At 68.0% G+C, this 18,751-nt stretch carries 15 protein-coding genes; all 15 read left to right on the top strand.

Annotation, left to right across the window (positions count from 1 at the left end; all coding sequences use genetic code 11):
* Positions 1-15 precede the first annotated feature (15 nt).
* The gene (gene tssE / locus AC2VNO_RS17785) at positions 16-447 is read left to right on the top strand and encodes a type VI secretion system baseplate subunit TssE (protein ID WP_486935374.1); all 432 of its coding nucleotides are present in this window, start codon (positions 16-18) and stop codon (positions 445-447) included.
* A gap of 38 nt (positions 448-485) precedes the next feature.
* On the top strand, positions 486-2,249 hold the full coding sequence (gene tssF, locus AC2VNO_RS17780) for a type VI secretion system baseplate subunit TssF (RefSeq protein ID WP_486935373.1): 1,764 nt from the start codon (positions 486-488) through the stop codon (positions 2,247-2,249).
* Entirely contained in the window at positions 2,213-3,232 is a 1,020-nt protein-coding gene (gene tssG / locus AC2VNO_RS17775) for a type VI secretion system baseplate subunit TssG (RefSeq protein WP_486935372.1), read from the top strand. The genes tssF and tssG overlap by 37 nt, the downstream gene beginning before the upstream one ends.
* A gap of 4 nt (positions 3,233-3,236) precedes the next feature.
* Positions 3,237-4,622: a type VI secretion system-associated FHA domain protein TagH gene (tagH, locus tag AC2VNO_RS17770; RefSeq protein ID WP_486935371.1), complete on the top strand. Its 1,386-nt coding sequence runs from the start codon at positions 3,237-3,239 to the stop codon at positions 4,620-4,622.
* A gap of 26 nt (positions 4,623-4,648) precedes the next feature.
* Positions 4,649-5,203 carry a type VI secretion system lipoprotein TssJ gene (tssJ, locus tag AC2VNO_RS17765; RefSeq protein WP_486935370.1) on the top strand — a complete coding sequence of 185 codons (555 nt, stop codon included), beginning with the start codon at positions 4,649-4,651 and terminating at the stop codon, positions 5,201-5,203.
* Positions 5,203-6,537 carry a type VI secretion system baseplate subunit TssK gene (tssK, locus tag AC2VNO_RS17760; protein WP_486935369.1) on the top strand — a complete coding sequence of 445 codons (1,335 nt, stop codon included), beginning with the start codon at positions 5,203-5,205 and terminating at the stop codon, positions 6,535-6,537. Before tssJ ends, tssK begins: the two co-directional genes overlap by 1 nt.
* Positions 6,538-6,540: 3 nt before the next feature.
* The gene (icmH, locus tag AC2VNO_RS17755) at positions 6,541-7,383 is read left to right on the top strand and encodes a type IVB secretion system protein IcmH/DotU (RefSeq protein WP_486935368.1); all 843 of its coding nucleotides are present in this window, start codon (positions 6,541-6,543) and stop codon (positions 7,381-7,383) included.
* A gap of 8 nt (positions 7,384-7,391) precedes the next feature.
* Positions 7,392-10,115 carry a type VI secretion system ATPase TssH gene (gene tssH / locus AC2VNO_RS17750; protein ID WP_486935367.1) on the top strand — a complete coding sequence of 908 codons (2,724 nt, stop codon included), beginning with the start codon at positions 7,392-7,394 and terminating at the stop codon, positions 10,113-10,115.
* 3 nt (positions 10,116-10,118) lie between these two features.
* Complete coding sequence (locus AC2VNO_RS17745; RefSeq protein WP_486935366.1) at positions 10,119-11,720, top strand: sigma-54 interaction domain-containing protein; 1,602 nt, start codon at positions 10,119-10,121, stop codon at positions 11,718-11,720.
* The gene (vasI, locus tag AC2VNO_RS17740; protein WP_486935365.1) at positions 11,717-12,370 is read left to right on the top strand and encodes a type VI secretion system-associated protein VasI; all 654 of its coding nucleotides are present in this window, start codon (positions 11,717-11,719) and stop codon (positions 12,368-12,370) included. The genes AC2VNO_RS17745 and vasI overlap by 4 nt, the downstream gene beginning before the upstream one ends.
* 7 nt (positions 12,371-12,377) lie before the next feature.
* Positions 12,378-13,808, top strand: a complete 1,431-nt coding sequence (gene tssA, locus AC2VNO_RS17735) for a type VI secretion system protein TssA (protein WP_486935364.1) — start codon at positions 12,378-12,380, stop codon at positions 13,806-13,808.
* 97 nt (positions 13,809-13,905) lie between these two features.
* The gene (tssM, locus tag AC2VNO_RS17730) at positions 13,906-17,571 is read left to right on the top strand and encodes a type VI secretion system membrane subunit TssM (RefSeq protein WP_486935363.1); all 3,666 of its coding nucleotides are present in this window, start codon (positions 13,906-13,908) and stop codon (positions 17,569-17,571) included.
* The gene (locus tag AC2VNO_RS17725; protein ID WP_486935362.1) at positions 17,555-18,133 is read left to right on the top strand and encodes a GNAT family N-acetyltransferase; all 579 of its coding nucleotides are present in this window, start codon (positions 17,555-17,557) and stop codon (positions 18,131-18,133) included. Before tssM ends, AC2VNO_RS17725 begins: the two co-directional genes overlap by 17 nt.
* 27 nt (positions 18,134-18,160) lie before the next feature.
* Complete coding sequence (locus tag AC2VNO_RS17720; RefSeq protein ID WP_486935361.1) at positions 18,161-18,448, top strand: type VI secretion system PAAR protein; 288 nt, start codon at positions 18,161-18,163, stop codon at positions 18,446-18,448.
* Between the two features lies 1 nt (position 18,449).
* On the top strand, positions 18,450-18,751 hold a 302-nt coding region (locus tag AC2VNO_RS17715), incomplete at its 3' end, for a contractile injection system protein, VgrG/Pvc8 family (protein WP_486935360.1).

Raw genomic sequence — 18,751 nt, 5'->3', positions numbered from 1 at the left:
AGGGAGGGCGCGGCCATGACGCTTCACCGTGGCGGCGTGCTCGGCAACCGCTTGTTCGAACGCCTGGCGGCGCCCGAGCGGCCGGAAGAGGGCGGCGAAGAGGCCGGTCTTGCCGAGATCGTCGAGTCCATCAAGCGCCATCTGGTCGACCTGCTCAACAGCCATCCGGGGCACAGCGAGTGTGCTCCGGAGCTGGGGCTTCTCGACTTCAATGACGCGACCATCGGTGTGCTCGATCTGGAGCGCAACATTCAGCGCGCCATTCGACAGTGCATCGAACGATTCGAGCCGCGTGTGCGGCAGGTGGAAGTGGAGTCGCTGCCGCGTGGCAGCGACCCGCTGCAGTTGCGTTTTCAGGTGCATGCCACGGTGGATCTCGGCCGTGACCACGGCCAGGCCACCATCGATCTGCTGCTCAATGACAAGCGCTACCAGTGCCTGAACTAAGCACCTAAGCAATACAGCCCCTACGGAGCGAGGCGCGCATGCTCAATCGTTATTACCGGGATGAGCTCGACTATCTGAAGCTGCAGGGGCGGGAGTTCGCCGAGGCCAACCCCGGCCTTAGCCGCTTCCTCTCCGAGCGCAGCACGGACCCGGACGTCGAGCGCCTGCTGGAAGGCTTTGCCTTCCTGACCGGTCGCATGCGCGAGAAGGTCGAGGACGAGTTCCCCGAGCTGACCCATTCGCTCATCGCCATGCTGTGGCCCAACTACCTGCGCCCGGTGCCGAGCATGACGATCATGCAGTTCACGCCCAAGCAGGGCGCGCTGAGCGGCCGTCAGGAGGTGGCTGTCGGCACCACGGTGGCGGCGCGCCCGATCGCCGGTACCGCCTGTCGTTTTCGCGTCTGTCACGACGTGGCGCTCTATCCGCTGATTCACGCCGGCGTCGAAGCGCAGCACTCCCGTGAGTCCTCCGTCGTCGAGTTGGCGCTGAATGTCGACAGCGATCAGCCCCTCGATGCCCTGGGGATCGATGATCTGCGTCTGCATCTGGGCGGCGGTGGCTATACCGCGCGCAGCCTCTACCTGTGGCTGGGTCATTATCTATCGCGCCTGGAGCTGGAGATCGACGGCGTCGTCACGCCGCTGCCCCGCGACATGCTCACCCCGGTGGGTTTCGACAAGGAACATGCGCTGCTGCCCTACCCACGTAACGTGCACCAGGGCTATCGCATTCTGCAGGAGTACCTCTGCTTTCCCGAGGCCTTCCACTTCGTCGATCTGGTGGGACTGGGCCGGCAGCTGCCGGCGCGCCATGCCTCACGCATCGTGCTGCGCTTCGTGTTCTCACGCACATTGCCCGCCGACGCCAAGGTGCGCGACGAACATCTGGCGCTTTACTGCGCCCCGGCGATCAACCTGTTCAGCCACGATGCCGACCCCATCGATCTCAACGGCGAGCGCAGCGAATATCGCATTCATCCCAGCAGCCGCGCGCCGGAGCACTACGAGGTGTTCAGCGTCGATGCGGTGCAGGGGTGGCTGGAGGGCGATACCGGCAAGATGCGCGGCGAACCGCGTCAGTATGTGCCGTTCGAGAGCTTCCAGCACCAGATCGAGCGTGACCGAGGGCGCGTGGCCCGCTACTTCAGGGTGCGGGTGCGCGACAGCCTTCGCGGAGACGGCTTCGACCACGATATCGCTTTCGTGCGTGGCGACGAGCAGGCCTGTCTGGGTATGCGCGAAACCATTTCGCTGCGTCTGACCTGCAGCAACCGCACCCTGCCCGAACGACTGGCAGTGGGGGACATCTGTGCTTCCACCGATACCAGCCCGGTCTTTGCCGATTACCGCAATATCACGCGTCCGACGCCGGCGCTGCGACCGACCCTGGACGGCAGCCTGCTTTGGACACTGATCTCCAACCTGTCGCTCAACTATCTGTCGCTGCTCGAGCGCGATGCGCTGTGTTCGGTGCTGCGCGCCTATGATTTCCGCGCCCTGGTCGACCGCCAGGCCGAGCGGGTGTCGCAGAAGCGTCTGGCCGGCGTGGTCGACATCGAGACCCGCTCCATCGACCGGCTCAAGCGCGGGCTGCCGGTGCGCGGTCTGCGCTCGGTCATGACGCTGGATCAGGAAGCCTTCGGTGACGAAGGCAGCCTCTATCTGTTCGGCAGCGTGCTGGCACGATTCTTCTCGCTCTATGCCAGCATCAATTCGTTCCATGAACTGCACGTCATCAATCGCCACAACCAGGAACGCTACGCATGGACCTTGCAGCCGGGCCAACAACCCCTGATCTAGCCCCGGTGGCCCTGATCGAAGGGGCCCGGCGCTACGATTTCTACCAGCTCGTCGAGCTGTTGCATCGTCATCACGACGATGACCTCGAGCGCATCGACAATGTGCGCCCGGGGCACGAGCGTGTGCGTTTCAGCGCTTCGGCGTCACTGGGCTTCCCCGGCAGCGACGTGGTGGCTCTCGAGCCCCGCCCCAGCGGCGAATACGCGCTCGAGGTCAGCTTTTTCGGCCTACAGGGTTCCCAGTCGCCGCTGCCGGGCTACTACCTGGAGTCGCTGGCCCACGAGGCGGCTCACCACGAAGGCGTCGCCCGCGATTTTCTCGACTTCTTCAATCACCGCCTGCTGACCCTGGTGCATCGCAGCTGGCGCAAATACCGCCACTACGTGCGCTACCAGGACGGTGCCGGTGACGGCTTCTCCGCCGCGGTGTTCGCACTGGTGGGGTTGGCCGACGTCGAGCTGCGCGGCGAGACGCCGATCAACTGGGGCAAGATGCTCGCCTATGCCGGGCTGCTGGCGGGGCGCTCGCGTTCACCGGAAGTGGTCTGCAGCGTGGTCGGCCACTGCTTCGATCTTGACGATGTCAGCGTCGAGCAGTGGGTACACCGCTGGGTCGAGATTCCCGAGGACCAGCGCAGCCGCAGCGGTCGCTCGGCCATGACCCTGGGGCAGGACATGGTTGCCGGGGAGCGGGTCGCCGATGTGGGCGGCAAGTTTGCGCTGTGCCTCAAGGGATTGGGCCTGGCCCGCTTTCGCGATTTTCTGCCTGACGGCTGCGAGCACGCGCCGCTCAAGACGCTGGTGAGCTTCGTGCTGCGCGAGCCCCTGGCCTACGACCTCGAGCTGGAATTGCTGGAAAGCGCGGTGCAGCCCATGCGCCTTGGCGACCACGGCAGCTGTCAGCTCGGCTGGACCACTTTCGTCAATCCCGAATCCGGGGCCGCCACCGGGCGGCGCCGGGTGCGCATTCAGATGACAGGCTAACGCGATGTCTTATCTTACCCGGCCTCAGGCGGCCGTAAGCGCCGTCACCCTGGTGGTACTCAACAGCGAGCGTCTGGAAGGGCGCTCCACCAGCAGTCATGTCTTTCCGGCTGGCGGCGGAACCCTGGGCAGCGCCGAGGGCGATGACTGGCTGCTGCAGGATCATGCCGGTCGCATCCGCCCGGGTCATGCCGAGATCCGCCTGCTCGACGGTCAGTTCTGCCTGATCGACCGCAGCGGCCACACCTTCATCAACCAGGCCACGCTGCCGTTGGGCCGCGACCGCCGGGTGGCCCTGCGTGACGGCGACGAGCTGGGCCTCGGGGAGTATCGGGTGCGTGTACACCTGGGCGACCGCCAGGCCGGGCTGCCGGGCGCTCAGCCGCTTGCCGCGCTGATCGACGAAGAGCAGGAGATGTTGGCCGGTCAGGGCGTGGTGACTTATCGCGGCGCGCCGGCAGCGGCGTTTCCGCCGCCGCGCCGCGACGACCCCCTCGAAGCATTGGGCGAGGCCACGCCCGGTGCCAGCCAGCGCGACCCCCTCACGGCGCTGGCTCACGAGGGCGAGGCGGTGCACGGCGATGACGATTCGCTGCTTGGTGCTCTGTCCGAGCAGCATCACGGGGACGCGGGCCGGCACGGCACTTTGGAGTGGCGCACAGCGGCGCCGACGAATGGACGATACGAGGACGACACCAAGATGAACCGGGAAATGGACGAAGGGCTGTTGAACGATCTGGAACGTTCGGTGGGCGAGCAGCTCGAGGAGCGTTGGCAGGATGCCGTGCCGGCCAGCGTCGGCACTGTCGGCACCGACCCGCTGCTGCGTGCCCTGGGCGCCGAGCTGCGCTTTGCCGATAGCGAGGAGCAGCTCAACTTCGTGGCCGAGGCAGGCCAGACCCTGCGTGCCGTCATCGAAGGGCTGCAGGCGCTGCACCGCGCTCAGGACGACAGCCGCTATCCGCTGCGCGACCGACGCCTGCAGCCGATCGAGGACAACCCGCTGCGTCTGGGCCAGCCCTATCGCGAAACGGTAGAGACGATGTTCTCGGCACGGCGCAGCCCGGTCCACCTCTCGGCCCCGGCGGCGGTTACCGAGTGCCTGACCCATCAGGGTCAGCATCAGGCGGCAGTGGAAGAGGCCATCGGCGAGGCGCTGCAGGCGATTCTCGACGCCTTTGCTCCCGACGCCCTGCTCAAGCGCTTCCACGCCTACCGCGGCGCTGGAAATCGCCTCGACGACGAGGGCAGCTGGGCCTGGGAGATGTATCGCCACTACTACCAGGAGCTCAACTCCGGCCGCCAGCAGGGCTTCGCCAAGCTGTTCTGGGAAGTGTTCGAGCAGGCTTACGACCAGTCGGTGCGACGCCAGCAGCGCGAAGCCAAGTGAACACAACAAGACGGGACGCAGGAAAGATGAATACAAGATTTTTGCGCGCAAGCAAGGTGTCGGGACGTTCCCTGGCGTGGGTGGCGGTGCTGCTGTTGGCACTGGTTCTTAGCGGTTGCACCACGGTGGGCAAGACCTGGCAGGTGATTCGCGACCCCTCGATCCCGGTGGGGCATCCGGAGGATCGCCCGACCCGAGTCGACCTGGCGATGCTCGCCGAGCCCGACGTCAACCCCAACTTCGAGGGCGACGGCACGCCGCTGCGCTTCCAGATCCTGCAGCTCAAGGACGACTCGATGCTGATGGCCGCCGACCACTATCAGCTGCGCAACGACCTGGAAGGGGCCCTGGGCACCAACTACCTCTCCCATGACGACTTCACCCTGCTGCCCGGGCAGTGGAAGTTCTACGAGCCGTTCGATATCGACGAAGAGACACGCTACATCGGTCTGATCGCCTTCTACAGCAACCCCGACCAGGCCGAATGGAAGAAGGTGGTCAGGGTCACCTCGCGCAGCGAGGACTATCACCTGCTGGTGCATCTGCGGGCCAACGAGGCCGAGCTGAGGAAGGAAGACTGATGGCCAGCCGTAACCGAGTGGTATGGAGCGAGGGGCTGTTCATCAAGCCGCAGCACTTCCAGCAGCAGCAACGTAGCCTGGAGGGCCTGCTCGAGGCGCGCCTGCGCGGCGTCAGCCACGCGCTTTACGGCTTTCAGACGCTGGAGCTCAACGCCGAATATCTCAGCTTCGGGCGTATTGCCATCAGCCGCGCCAGCGGCGTGATGCCCGACGGCACGGCGTTCCAGCTGCCCGACGACGATATCGAACCGCAACCGCTGGAGATCGATGACGCCGGCATCGCCAACCAGCTTGTCTACCTGTGCCTGCCGCTGGCCACCGATGCGGTGGGCGAGGTGCGCTGGCCCGACGACGATCTGCCGACCCGCTATCGGCTGGCCCAGCGCAGCGTGCGCGACCTGCACTCACGCGACGGCGATACCGCTCAGCTCGACGTGGCCCGGGTCGCCCCGCGGCTGCTGCTCGAGCGCGACGACCGCAGCGCCTATACCTGCCTGGCGGTGGCGCGCATTCACGAGCGTCGCCCCGACGGCAGCCTGGTGCTCGACGAGCAGTTCATCCCCACGCTGCTCAACGTTCAGGCGGCGCCGGTGCTGCAGCGCTTCGTCAGCGAGATGGCCGGGCTCATGCGCGAGCGCGCTCGCAACATCGCCCATCGCCTCGCCTCGCCCCACCAGGCCGGCGTGGCCGACGTCTCCGACTTCATGCTGCTGCAGCTGCTCAACCGCGCCCAGCCGCGTTTTCAGCACTTGGCGCGCCTCGGCCACCTGCATCCGGAGCGGCTGTTCTCCACCATGCTGGAAACGGCCAGCGAGCTGGTCACCTTCACCGACGAGTCGCGGCTGCCGCCGGAATACCCGGCCTACGACCACGACCATCCCGAGCGTGCCTTCCGCCAGCTCATGCAGAGCCTGCGTCAGGCACTCTCCACGGTGCTCGAGCCGCGGGCACTGGCAATTCAGCTGCAATCGCGCCGCTACGGCCTGCTGGTGGCCCCGCTGGCCGATCCGGCCCTGCTCGAAAGCGCCGACTTCATTCTGGCGGTGCGTGCCGACATGCCCCACGAGCGACTGCGCAAGCTGTTCCTGCAGCAGACCAAAGTGGCCAGCGTCGAGCGCATCCGCGATCTCATCAGCCTGCAGCTGCCCGGCGTACCGCTGGAGCCGCTGCCGGTGGCACCGCGAGAACTGCCCTACCACGCGGGTTACAGCTACTTCCGTCTCGACCGGCAGAGCCAGGCCTGGAGCATGCTCGAGGGTGCCAGCGGCTTCGCCTTCCACGTAGCGGGCGAATTCCCCGGGCTCGAAATGCAGTTCTGGGCGATCAGGAGCTAAGCCATGCAAGAACTTGCCACACAATACGAATCGAACCCCGGCACGGTGGCGCGCTTCAGCCCTAGCCGGCATGAGGACCGCATCGACGAGCGTGGGCTGGAGCGGCTCATTCACAGCCACGCGGAGCAGCTCGACGCCGACGAGGAGTACTGGTTCCGACTGCGCGGCTACAACCTGAACCCGCTGGTGGACGCCGCCAGCTCGCTGCTGGGCATGGTGGTGCGGGTGCGCCAACTCGATGGCATGAGCGATCTCGAGCGGCTCTACCGCCAGGTGGTCGACGAGATCTCGGCGATCGAAGTCGAACTCACCGAGCAGGGCTACGACCGGCCCACGCTGCTGGCCTTCCGCTACGTGCTCTGCTCGTTCATCGACGAGGCGGTGATGGGCACGCCCTGGGGTCACCAGAGCAGCTGGGCCGAGCACTCCCTGCTGACGCGCTTCCACAACGAGACCTGGGGCGGCGAGAAGGTCTTCTCGATCCTCGCCCGGCTGCAGCAGGAGCCGCAGCGCTACCGCGACATGCTGGCGTTCATCTATCTCTGCCTGTGTCTCGGCTTCGAGGGACGCTACCGGGTCATGACCCACGGTCGCGAGGAGTACGAGCACATCGTGCGCACCCTCGGCGACCAGCTGGCAGCACTCGGCGACACCCCGGAAGACAGCTTGACCCGGCCGCTCGACAACGTCATGCCGGGCCGGCGTCATCGCGGTCGCGGCTTGCCGGTATGGGCCGTATTTGCGTTTTTCGCTGTCGCCGTGGCCGGCACCTACCTGGGCTTCGCCTGGACGCTCGATCAGCAAGCGGCCCAGGTCGGCACCCTTCTCGATCAGATTTACCGTTAGGAGATCCCATGCTCAGGGTAGAGCTTCCCGCGCTCATCGGCCGCCTCAACGCCGTTTCCCGCCAAGGCCTGGAACAGGCTGCGGTGCTGTGCGCCGAGCAGCAGGCCCCCGAGGTCAGCGCCGGCCACCTGCTTCTGGCGCTGATCGACCAGCCGCTGTGCGACCTGCGCTGCCTGCTCGAAGGGCAGGGCGTCGACATCTTCGAGCTGCGTGCGCGCCTGGCCGAAGAGACCCGTCCGCCGCGCGACCTGGCCGTGACCACGCCGAGCTTCTCACCGCTGCTGGTCGAGTTGCTGCAGGACGCCTGGCTGCTGGCCACCACCGAATTCGCCTATGACAGCCTGCGCAGCGGCCTGATCTTCACCGCCCTGCTGCACAACACCGGGCGCTATCTGGGGCCGCGAAGCGCCGCCATGCTGGCCGAGATCAACCGCGAGGGGCTGCGTCGCGGCTTCGAGCGCCTGGCCGCCGACTCCGCCGAGGCGCCCCGCGCCGAGCCGAACGGCAGCGGCCAGCGCCAGGCCCAGACCACCCAGGGCGACAGCGCCCTGGCGCGCTTCGCCACCTCGCTCACCGAGCAGGCCCGACGCGGCGAGCTCGACCCGGTGCTTTGCCGCGACCCCGAGATCGATCAGATGCTCGACATCCTCGGGCGGCGGCGCAAGAACAACCCCATCGTCATCGGCGATGCCGGTGTGGGCAAGAGCGCCGTGGTGGAAGGGCTTGCGGCGCGTATCGTCGAAGGCCGCGTGCCCGCGGCGCTGGCCGATGTCGAGCTGATGAGCCTCGACCTCGGCGCGCTGCAGGCCGGTGCCGCGGTGAAGGGCGAATTCGAGAAGCGTCTCAAGGCGGTGATCGAGGAGGTCAAGGCCGCCCCCCGGCCGATCCTGCTGTTCATCGACGAGGCCCACACCCTGATCGGCGCCGGCAACCAGGAGGGCGGCGGCGATGCCGCCAACCTGCTCAAGCCGGCCCTGGCCCGCGGCGAGCTGCGCACCATCGCCGCCACCACCTGGCGCGAGTACAAGAAATACTTCGAGAAGGACCCGGCGCTGTCGCGGCGCTTTCAGCCGGTGGCCCTGGCCGAACCCAGCGTCGACCAGGCGCTGATGATCCTGCGCGGCCTGCGCGACACCTACGAGACCGCTCACGGCGTGCTGGTCGGTGACAGCGGCCTGCGCGCCGCCGCCGAGCTTTCGGCGCGCTACCTGGCCGGACGCCAGCTGCCCGACAAGGCCATCGACGTGCTCGACACCGCTTGCGCACGGCTTTCTCAGGCGCTGGACACCCCGCCACGCCGGCTCAGCCATCTCAAGAGCGAGCATATCGCCGCCCAGCGCGAGCGCGAACAGCTCGACCGCGAGCGCCTGCTGGGGCGCAGCCCCGACGCCACCCGTGAGGCCGAGCTCGACGCCCGCCTGTCGCGGCTGGAAGAAGAAGTCGAACGGCTCGAGGCGGCCTGGGCCGACCAGCGCGAGTGCGTCGATGCCATCATCGCCCTGCATCGCCAGCTGCTCGATGCGGGCGCCAATGAGGCCACCGTCGAGCAGGCCAGTGCCGAGACCGTGGCTGGAATCGACGGCGAAAACGGCGGTGAGATCGAGGCTGACAGCGAAATCGGCGCTGACGCGGCTGAATCGGATGACTCTGCCGCTGATGTCGATCTGCATGCTCAGCTGGCCGCCCACGAGGCGCGGCTGGCCGAGCTGCAGCAGGAGTTCGCGCTGGTCAACGCCAGCGTCGAGGAGGCGCAGATCGCCCAGGTCATCGGCGACTGGACCGGCGTGCCGGTGGAGCGCATGACCAGCGACGAGCTGACCCGTCTCACCGAGCTGCCCGAGCATCTCGGCCGGCTGGTGCAGGGACAGGACGTGGCCATCGAGCGCGTCCACCGCCACCTGCTCACTGCCCGCGCCGACCTGCGTCGTCCCGGTCGTCCGCTGGGCGCCTTCCTGCTGGTCGGCCCCAGCGGCGTGGGCAAGACCGAGACCGTGGTACAGATCGCCGAGCGGCTCTACGGCGGGCGCCAGTTCCTCACCACCATCAACATGTCCGAGTACCAGGAGAAGCACACCGTGTCGCGGCTGATCGGCTCGCCGCCGGGCTACGTGGGCTTCGGCGAGGGCGGTCTGCTGACCGAGGCGATTCGTCAGCGGCCCTACTCGGTGGTGCTGCTCGACGAGGTCGAGAAGGCCCATCCGGACGTGCTCAACCTGTTCTACCAGGCCTTCGACAAGGGCGAGCTGGCCGACGGTGAAGGACGGCTGATCGATTGCAAGAACGTGGTGTTCTTCCTTACTTCGAACCTGGGATACGAGGCCATCGTCGCCCACGCCGAGGAGCCCGCGGCGCTGGATGACGCGCTCTACCCGGTGCTGGCGGGTTTCTTCAAGCCGGCGCTGCTGGCGCGCATGGAAGTGGTGCCCTACTTCCCGCTGGGTGCCGATACCCTGCGCGACATCGTGGCGGCCAAGCTCGACACCCTGGCCGAACGCATCCGTGCGCGCCACCGCCAGGCCGAGGTAGTGCTCGACGAGGCCCTGCGCGACGCCATCTGTGCCCGCGCCACGCGCAGCGAGAACGGCGCACGCATGCTCGAATCGGTGATCGATGGTGAGCTGCTGCCGCCGGTGTCGCGGGCGCTGCTCGACCGCCTGGCACGGCGCGAGCCGGTGACCCGTGTGGCGTTGGGCGTCGACGCGACGGGTGCCTTCACGGCGGAGGTGGTGTAGGCGATGACGGCGAAGGCGATCGACATGCGCTGGTGCGAGGGTGATTTGCCGACGGGGCCCGGCCTCGGCGGCATGGCCCGTGCGCTGGCGCTGGTCGAGAGCGCCTCGCCCGGCGATCTGCGTGCCTGCGCCGGCGCCATTCTCAAGGCCAGCCACGGTCTGGAGTGGGTGAGCTGTCTCTACCTCGACGGCAGCGGGCGCTGGCTGGGTAGCGACGGCAATGACGTTCGTTTCGACTGCGACGACTTTCGCCACCCCTACGCCCATGCCATTCGTCAGGGCAAGCCGCTGCGCTTGGGCCTGCTGGAAGCGCGTTCGCGGCTCGACCACGCCGATTTCCAGGCCCAGGTGGCGGCGCTTCCCGCAGCGCTGCAGCTGTTGGTGCGCCCGCTGCGTGCGCTGGATGGCAAGCGCGAGTGGCTGGGCGCGCTGGTCATGGCCGGCGAGACTGAAGTCCTCTCCCGGCTCGAAGCCGACTGCGAGTTCGTCGCCTTCGAGGCGCTGCTGTGCCGGCTGTGGGCAGGGCTGGCCCGCCACCAGGGCGAACGTCAGCGCGAAGCTAGCCTGCGTCAATCGCTGGCTCAGCTCAACGACGGCGCCCGCCGTCAGGCACTGGCCGAGCGACTGGCCGGCGATCTGCTGGGGGTATCGCAAGCCATGCAGGCGCTGCGCAGCCAGGTGGTGCGGGCGGCGGAGACCAACCTGGCGGTACTGCTGCAGGGCGAAACCGGCACCGGCAAGGACCGGGTGGCTCGCGCCATCCACCAGTACTCGGGGCGCAGCCAGGGGCCCTTCATGGCCATCAACTGTGCGGCGATCCCCGAATCGCTGCTCGAGTCCGAGCTCTTCGGCCACGCCAAGGGCGCTTTCTCGGGTGCCGATCGCGCCCGCGAAGGGCTGATCAGCCAGGCCGATGGCGGCACCCTGTTCCTCGACGAGATCGGCGACATGCCGCTGCCGCTGCAGGCCAAACTGCTGCGGGTGCTGGAGAACGGCCGCTATCGGCCGCTGGGCTCCAGCGAAGAGCGGCGCGCCGACCTGCGCCTGGTGGCGGCCACGCACCAGCCGCTGCGCGAACGCATTCGCGATCAGCGCTTCCGTGCCGACCTCTACTACCGGCTGGGACAGTTCCCGCTGACCCTGCCGCCGCTGCGCGAGCGAAGCGAAGACATCGCGGAGCTGGCCGAGGCCTTCGTCGCCGATTTCTGCGCCCGCGAAGGGCGCGGCGAGATGGGTATCACCCCGGCGGCACTGCGCCAGCTGCGTGAGCGCGACTATCCCGGCAACGTTCGCGAACTCAAGAACCTGATCGACTACGCCTGCGCCATGACCCGCCCGGGGGACGACATCGCCCCTGCGGCGCTGCCCGCCCTGGCCGATTGCGAATCCGAGGCCGACGACGGCACCGCAGTGGCGGGTCAGGCCAAGGCGACCGCCGACAGCGTGCAGGACCTGCGTCGCGCCCTGCGCGACTACGAGGCGGAACTGATTCGCCAGCGGCTGCTGCTGTTCGACGGCAACCGCGCCCTGGCGGCCGAGAGTCTCGGCCTGCCCAAGCGCACCCTGGCACACAAGTGCCGACTGCTGGAACTGGATGCCAAATGAGTTCGACCTCTGTTTTTCGCCGTGCGCCGTGGCTGGCGCTGGCCGTGAGCCTGACCCTGGGTGCCGACGCCTGGGGTGACACCGCCGAGGCCCTGGTGACCGAGGCTCGCGAGTGCGCCGTCGAGCCCTCGCGCCTGGATAGGCTGGGTTGTTACGACGCGCTGTTCATGACCCGTAATGAGCCGGTGGCGAGCGAAGATCCACGCCCGGCGCTATGGCATGCGATCAACGCCCAGGAGGCCGAGCGCGACGGCGACGACATGGGACCGCTGGCACGCGAGGAGGGCGAGGATGTGCGCATCAGCGTGCCGGCGCTGGGCAGCGTGCCGCCGCGGCCGCAGCTGGTGATCGCCTGCGAAAAGACCATTACCCGCTTCCAGCTCCACCTGCCCCAGGCGCTGCATGCCCCACGGGTGCAAGTGCGCCTACGGGCCGGGGGGCGCGAACTGGAACAGGTGTGGCAGGCCCGTGACGGTGGCTACGTGGTCAGCGGTGGCAGAGGGCTGCCGGCCATCGCCACGTTGCAGCAGCTGTTGGATGCCGACGAGCTGACGCTGGGCAGCGACCAGGCCGTTCTCGACGGACTGCGCTTCGAGACCGCCGGACTGCGCCAGGTCATCCAGCCGCTGCGCGACGCCTGTCGCTGGTGAGGTAGAAATGCGAATCGTCAACGAGACACAGCTGGAAGGCCTGCTGGCCGCGCTCCCCCCGGAGGGTATCGGAAGACCCCTCGTCGACAGCGCCGACTACGGCTGGCTCGACGAGGAGATGATGAAAATCGGCTCGCTGCAGCACGGCGGGGTCGACTGGGAGGGCGCCGAGACCCGCGCCGTTCGGCTGCTGAGCACCACGGGCAAGGATCTGAAGGTACTCGGTCATCTGCTGCACTGCCTGCAGCGCGATGGTGACGGCGTGCGCTTCGCGCTCTCGCTGCGCCTGCTGGCGGGCAGCCTCGACCGCTGGTGGGACGCCGCCTATCCCTACGGCGGGCCTCAGGGCGAGCGACTGCGACCGCGGCTGTTCCTACAGTTCACCCAGCGCGCCTTGGCGCTGGCGGAGACGCTCGATTTCGACAATGCCGCCGACGAACACCAGGCCTGCGAGGCAGCGCTAGCCACTCTGCTGGAGGTGGCCAGGTCACGTCAGCTGCCGGACGAGCCGTTGGAGGATTTGAAGCGCTTGCTGCGCCAGGCCCGCCCCAGCCAGGCCGCGGCCCACGCCGCACCCGCTTCGAAGGGTGCGGCAGCGGAGGGCGCCACGCCGGCCAATTCGGCGGCGACGACGCCCAGGCTGCCCGAGATGCGTCTTGAAGCGGGCAACGAGCGCGGCAACCGTCAGAGCCTGCTGAAGATGGCCGACTTCCTCAACGAGCAGAGCCTCGGCGACCCGCTCGGCTATCGGCTTCGTCGCCACGCCATCTGGCACGCCATCCAGGCGCTGCCGGGCACCCGCGACGGAGTGCGTTCCGAGCTGGCGCCGCCCGCTGCCGACCGGGTGGCGGAGTATCGCGAGTCGCTTTCCCGTGGCGGTGACGTCGAGCTGTGGAAGCGCATCGAGAACAGCCTGGCGGTGAGCCCTTACTGGCTTGAGGGGCACCGGCTCAGCGCCAGCGTCGCCGAGCGGCTCGGGCACCCACGTTGTGCCGCGGCCATCCGCGACGAGGCGAGTCGCTTCGCCGAGCGTCTGCCGGGTATCGAGTCGCTGACCTTCAACGACGCCAGCCCCTTCGTCGATGAAGAGACCCGACAGTGGCTGCAGGCTGTGCCGGCCGGTACGGCGGCTGGCGGCCAGGAAGCCGGCGGCGACCCCTGGCAGGAGGGTCTGGCCGAGGCCCGCGAAAAACTGGCTACGGAAGGGCTGGAAGCGGCTCTGGCAGGGCTCGACCGCGGCCTGGCCGAGGCCCGATCGCCGCGTGAAGTCGCCTACTGGCGGCTGGCCAGCGCCGATCTGCTGCGCGATGCCGGGCTGGCGGCATTGGCCGGCCAGCACTATCGCGCGGTGCGGGAGTCGCTGGCGGGTGTTGGCCTCGAACAGTGGGAACCGGCGCTGCTCAAGCGGCTAGAGCGAGCGGTGGAGAAAGGGAAATGAACGCGATCCGAATACGACATGACGGGCACCGCAGAGTGGCCGACGGCATTACTACCAATAACACCATCATCATCGACAGGGACGAGGGCTAAGGCTCATGTGGAAAAGTGTGAAGTCCGGTCTGAGTCGCTGGGTACCCGGCGCCTCTCGGGCACAAAGCAACGCCAACCAGGCCAAGATGCACGGCAACAAGGCCCAGGGCATCGGCAAGAAGGCGAGTAAGCTCACCGCCGTGCTCAGGTGGCTGGTACTGGCCGCCCTGGTCGTCGCCATCTGGTGGCTGGGGCCGATGTGGCAGGTGCGCGACAGTTATCCGCTGGCGCCCTGGCTCAACAGGTTGCTGGCCACGCTGGCGCTGGCCACCCTGGCCGCCGTGGTGTGGGGCATTCGCCTGGCACGCCGACTGCGCGAAGTCGACGACGAGCGGCGCCAGAATGAGCGGCTGCAGCTCGACCCGGTGCTGGCCCAGGTGGAGCAGCAGGAGGCGACGCTCAATGCCACCCTGCACGAGCTGCTCGACAACCTCGGTGCAACCCCCGGCGCACGCTACAAGCTGCCCTGGTACCTGGTGATGGGCGTGGAGAACGCCGGCAAGACCAGCTTGATCAACCGCTCCGGGCAAAACTTCTCGCTGACCCACGTGATGAAGGCCTCGGGCCAAGGCAAGAAGGGCAATCAGTACGGCTTCGACTGGTGGATCGGCGACAAGGCGGTGCTGATCGACCCGGACGGCGAGCTGCTGACCCAGGGCGCGCTGGAAGGCGGCGAGCCCCAGGAGCAGCAGAGTCGGCTGTGGGATCACTTCGTCGGCTGGCTGGAGCGCAATCGTCCCCAGCGGCCGCTGGACGGTGTGGTACTGGTACTAGACCTGGCGCGCCTGAGCGATGCCCGAGTAGCGGTGCGCAAGGCCTACGCCTCGCTGCTGCGTGCCCGCATACGCGAGCTGATGGAGCGCCACGGGGCGCGCCTGCCGGTTTACGTCACCTTCAGCAAGATGGACCTGCTGCACGGCTTCGACGACTTCTTCCGACACTACTCCCGTGCAGCGCGCCGGGCGCCGCTGGGCTTCACCTTCAGCGCCGAGAGCGTCGAGCGCGTCGACCAGTGGGCCGATGAGTTCGCCGACTCCTACGATGCCATGCTCGAGCGACTCAATCGCAGCCTGCCGACGCTACTGGCCGAATGCCGCGACCGCGAAGAGCGTGAATCGGTATTCCGCTTCGTGCGCCAGCTCGCCGGCCTGCGCGACGTGCTGCTCGGCTTCCTGCGCGAAGCGCTCTCCAGCGACCGTTACTCCACTGCGGCCATGGTGCGCGGCACCTATTTCACCTCGGTCTATCAGCAGGGCGTGCCGGAGGACCCCTTCGTCGATGCCGCCGCCCGCCGCTACGGCATGGCCGACACCACTCAGCCGGCCCATCGCGCCGCACGCAGCGCGCTCTACTTTACCGAGGAGCTGTTCGAGAAGGTGATCTACCCCGAGGCGGGGCTGGCCGGCGACAACGCCCGTGCTGCCCGGCGTCGGCGTCGCCTGCGGCGTACCAGCGCCTTCGCCTGCCTGGTGGCCGGGCTGGCACTGGTGGGCGGATGGAGCCATTTCTACCAGAAGAACACCCAGGCCCTGGCGGCGGTGGAGGAGAAGGCCGAGGCCTTCCTCGCCGCCCAGCCCGGCGAGCTGCGCAGCGACGACCCCACCGGTTATGCGCTGCTGGAACCGCTCGACCGGCTGCGCGCCGCCACGCTCGAGTTCGGCGACTACCGCGAGCACCTGCCATGGCTGGCCGACATGGGCCTCTATCAGGGTCACGCCGTGGGCCGCCAGGTGGAGAGCGCCTATCTGGCGATGCTGAGCTACCATTTCCTGCCCTCGCTGATGGTCGGCATCATGGATGACATGAACCGCGCCGAGGCCGGCAGCAACGAGAAGCTGGCCCTGCTGCGCGTGCTGCGCATGATGTCCGACGCCAGCGGGCGCCAGCCCGAGCGCGTTCAGGCCTACATGGAGCGGCGCTGGCAGCGCGCCTTCCCCCAGCGCGGCAGCGTGCAGGAGCGCCTGCTCGATCACCTCGCCTACGCCATGGCGCACACCGACCTCGAAGGCCGGGTAGCGGATGGCGATCGCCACGCCGAACAGGCCATGGCGGCGGTGCGCGGCAGCCTGCAGGCCGCTCAGGAAGAGCTCTCGCGCCAGCCGATGGACGAGCGGGTCTACGCTACCCTCAAGGCCGAGAGTTCCACCCGCAGCGGGGCGGTGCTCGATCTCCAGCAGGGCGTTGGGCCGTCGTTCAACGCCGTGTTCATGGCCCGTGACGACGAGCTGGAGCGTCTCCAGGTACCCAGCCTGGTAACCCGCGACGGTTTCGAGGGCTACTTCCTCAAGGAGATCGAACAGGCCACCGAGCTGGCGCTGATCGACCTCTGGGTGCTGGGGCAGCGCGACGATATCGCCTTCAGTGCCGCCGACGAGCGAGAGCTGCGCGACGCCCTGCACGAGCGCTACGTCAGCGACTATCACGTGACGTGGCGTCAGGTGCTCGACGACCTCTACCTGGTGCCGCTGCCCGATATCGATCAGGCCGTGTTCGTGGCCGACACCCTGCTCGGCGCCAGCCGGCCGCTGGATCGCCTGCTCGGCGAAGTGGCGCGCCACACCCGTCTCTACCCCGAGCTGCCGGAGGACGACGAGGCTGCCCGCCAGGCGCTGGAGCGCTCGCCGCGTTATCGTCTGGCCGGCGAGATCGAGCGCAATTTCCGCGACCTCAATGGGCTGCTCGACGCCCGCGGCGACAACCCGGCCGATATCGCCGAGATCAAGGTGGCCGTCGGTGAACTGCGCGACTACCTGCGCCAGGTTCAGGGCGCCAGCGACCCGGGCCGTGCGGCGTTCGTCAGCGCCCGCGACCGCCTGGCGTTGCGTGGTGGCGACCCCATCCACAACCTCAAGCGTATCGCCGAGAACACCCCGGCCCCGGTGAACCGTATGCTCGAGAGCCTGGCCGATCAGAGCTGGCAGCTGATGATGACCAGCGCCATTCGCCACCTCGAGCACCAGTGGCTCGACGAGGTGGTGGGGCCCTATCAGGAGCGTCTGGCGGGCCGCTACCCGCTGGTGCCCAGCGCCTCGCGTGAGGTGGCGCTGAACGACTTCGAGGCTTTCTTCGCTGCCGGTGGCATCCTCGACCGCTTCTACCAGGACAACCTGCGGCCCTTCATCGAGGAAGCGCCCGAGTACCTGGTGGATGCCGAGGGCAGCCCGCTGCTGCGTGACACGGTGTTCACCGCCATCCAGCGTGCCGAGCAGATCCGTCAGGCCTACTTCGGTCGCGACGGCGTGCTCGACGTGGAGTTTGCGCTGGAACCGGTGAGCCTGAGCGCCGACAAACGCCGCAGCGTGATCAACATCGACGGCCAGATCATCGACTACGCCCACAGCGCCAGCTCGCGGGTCTCGATGATCTGGCCCAACGCCCTGCGCGGCGGCAACGAGAGTCGTATCACCCTGGTGCCGAGCCAGGTCAACCGCTCGCCGCGTAGCCTCAGTCGTGACGGTGCCTGGGCCTGGTTCCGCCTGCTCGACGAGGCGGAGATCACCAGTGCCGGCGAGCGCGACCTGGAGCTGCGCTTCCAGGTCGACGGCGGCACGGCACGTTACCGGCTGTATGCCACCGGCTCGCGCAACCCCTTCACACGCCCGCTGGTTGCCGGCTTCCAGCTGCCCACCGCGCTGTATGCCGAAGGAGGCTTCGATGTTGGCAGCCTTTAAGCGCCTGTTCGGTAGCGAACGGCAGAAGGCCGCAGCTCCTGCTGCCGCGCTGGATGAGATCAAGGGGCTGGAAGCGGCGTCGATGGAGGACATCGAAGGCTTTCTCGAAGCGGCTCGTCGCGCCGATACCAAAGGGCACTCACCCTGGGTACTGCGCGACGAGACCCGTCTGGCCACGCTGCGCCGGGCGCTGGAGTTCACCGTGCAGCACGGCCAGTGGCTGCAGCGCGACGACGGCAACATCGCCCGCTGGCAGGGCCGGCTGCTCAAGCTGCGTCATGGCGATGGGCCCACTCTGGGCATGCTGCTGGCCTGCCGACCCGACGACGAAGCGGCCTGGCAGCTGCGCTTCTTCTTCGTCGAGCCCGAATGGCAGGGCAGCGGCCACGGTTCCCGCCTGCTGCGGGCGGCTCGCCTCAGCCTGAACGGCGTGCCGCTCAATGCCCGGCTGCCGCTGGCCTGCCAGGCCGCCATACGTAGCCTGGAGCAGGCCGGCTTCGCGCGCATGCACGTCAATGCCTTCGAGGTGGCCAGCTTCGAAGCGCCCGCCGAGTGGGACTAGGCGATTAGCGAGACAGGAGAACGACAGATGGGACGCAAACTCGTACTCGTGGGTGACATCGGCACCGACCATGACGGCTTTCCGCCGACGCCGGTCATCGCCGGCAGCCCGACCGTGATCATCGACGGCAAGCCGGCGGCGCGCCTGGGCGACCCTCTGGCGCCGCACGACAAGCCCAAGCACTCCACCCACCCGCGTGCCATCGCCGAGGGCTCGGGCACCATTCTGATCGACGGCAAACCGGCGGCGCTTACCGGCCATGCCGTCGACTGCGGTGGCGTTGTGATCGGTTCCGCCAGCGGGGAGGGCAGCTGACATGGCCAATCAAACCGGACTCCAGTTCACCCTCGAGCTTGCCGGGGCCGATTCCGCCGCGCTGGCGGTGGTCGACTTCACCCTGGAGGAGGCCCTTTCCGCGCCCTTCACCCTCAAGGTGCGTTTCGCCAGCCGTGACGCCGGCCTCTCCGCCACCGAGCTGCTCGACCGCCCGGTGAGCCTGACGATCTGGCAGGACGGCGAGGCGCTGCGCCGGGTGCATGCCATCGTCAGCGAGTTCGGGCGCGGCGACCGCGGTCATCGGCGCACCCTGTACTCCCTGGTGGCCCGCCCGGCGCTGTG

Source organism: Halomonas sp. TH-94 (assembly GCF_057473365.1).
The sequence above is the reverse complement of the archived record's forward strand: the minus strand, read 5'-3'. Positions and strand labels throughout refer to the sequence as shown.

Coding starts and splice junctions, on each gene's coding strand:
- AC2VNO_RS17745 (WP_486935366.1), top strand. CDS start 10,119: ATGACGGCGAAGGCGATCGACATGCGCTGGTGCGAGGGTGATTTGCCG.
- tssE (WP_486935374.1), top strand. CDS start 16: ATGACGCTTCACCGTGGCGGCGTGCTCGGCAACCGCTTGTTCGAACGC.
- tagH (WP_486935371.1), top strand. CDS start 3,237: ATGTCTTATCTTACCCGGCCTCAGGCGGCCGTAAGCGCCGTCACCCTG.
- tssA (WP_486935364.1), top strand. CDS start 12,378: ATGCGAATCGTCAACGAGACACAGCTGGAAGGCCTGCTGGCCGCGCTC.
- AC2VNO_RS17720 (WP_486935361.1), top strand. CDS start 18,161: ATGGGACGCAAACTCGTACTCGTGGGTGACATCGGCACCGACCATGAC.
- tssF (WP_486935373.1), top strand. CDS start 486: ATGCTCAATCGTTATTACCGGGATGAGCTCGACTATCTGAAGCTGCAG.
- tssM (WP_486935363.1), top strand. CDS start 13,906: ATGTGGAAAAGTGTGAAGTCCGGTCTGAGTCGCTGGGTACCCGGCGCC.
- AC2VNO_RS17725 (WP_486935362.1), top strand. CDS start 17,555: ATGTTGGCAGCCTTTAAGCGCCTGTTCGGTAGCGAACGGCAGAAGGCC.
- tssK (WP_486935369.1), top strand. CDS start 5,203: ATGGCCAGCCGTAACCGAGTGGTATGGAGCGAGGGGCTGTTCATCAAG.
- tssH (WP_486935367.1), top strand. CDS start 7,392: ATGCTCAGGGTAGAGCTTCCCGCGCTCATCGGCCGCCTCAACGCCGTT.
- vasI (WP_486935365.1), top strand. CDS start 11,717: ATGAGTTCGACCTCTGTTTTTCGCCGTGCGCCGTGGCTGGCGCTGGCC.
- tssJ (WP_486935370.1), top strand. CDS start 4,649: ATGAATACAAGATTTTTGCGCGCAAGCAAGGTGTCGGGACGTTCCCTG.
- icmH (WP_486935368.1), top strand. CDS start 6,541: ATGCAAGAACTTGCCACACAATACGAATCGAACCCCGGCACGGTGGCG.
- tssG (WP_486935372.1), top strand. CDS start 2,213: ATGGACCTTGCAGCCGGGCCAACAACCCCTGATCTAGCCCCGGTGGCC.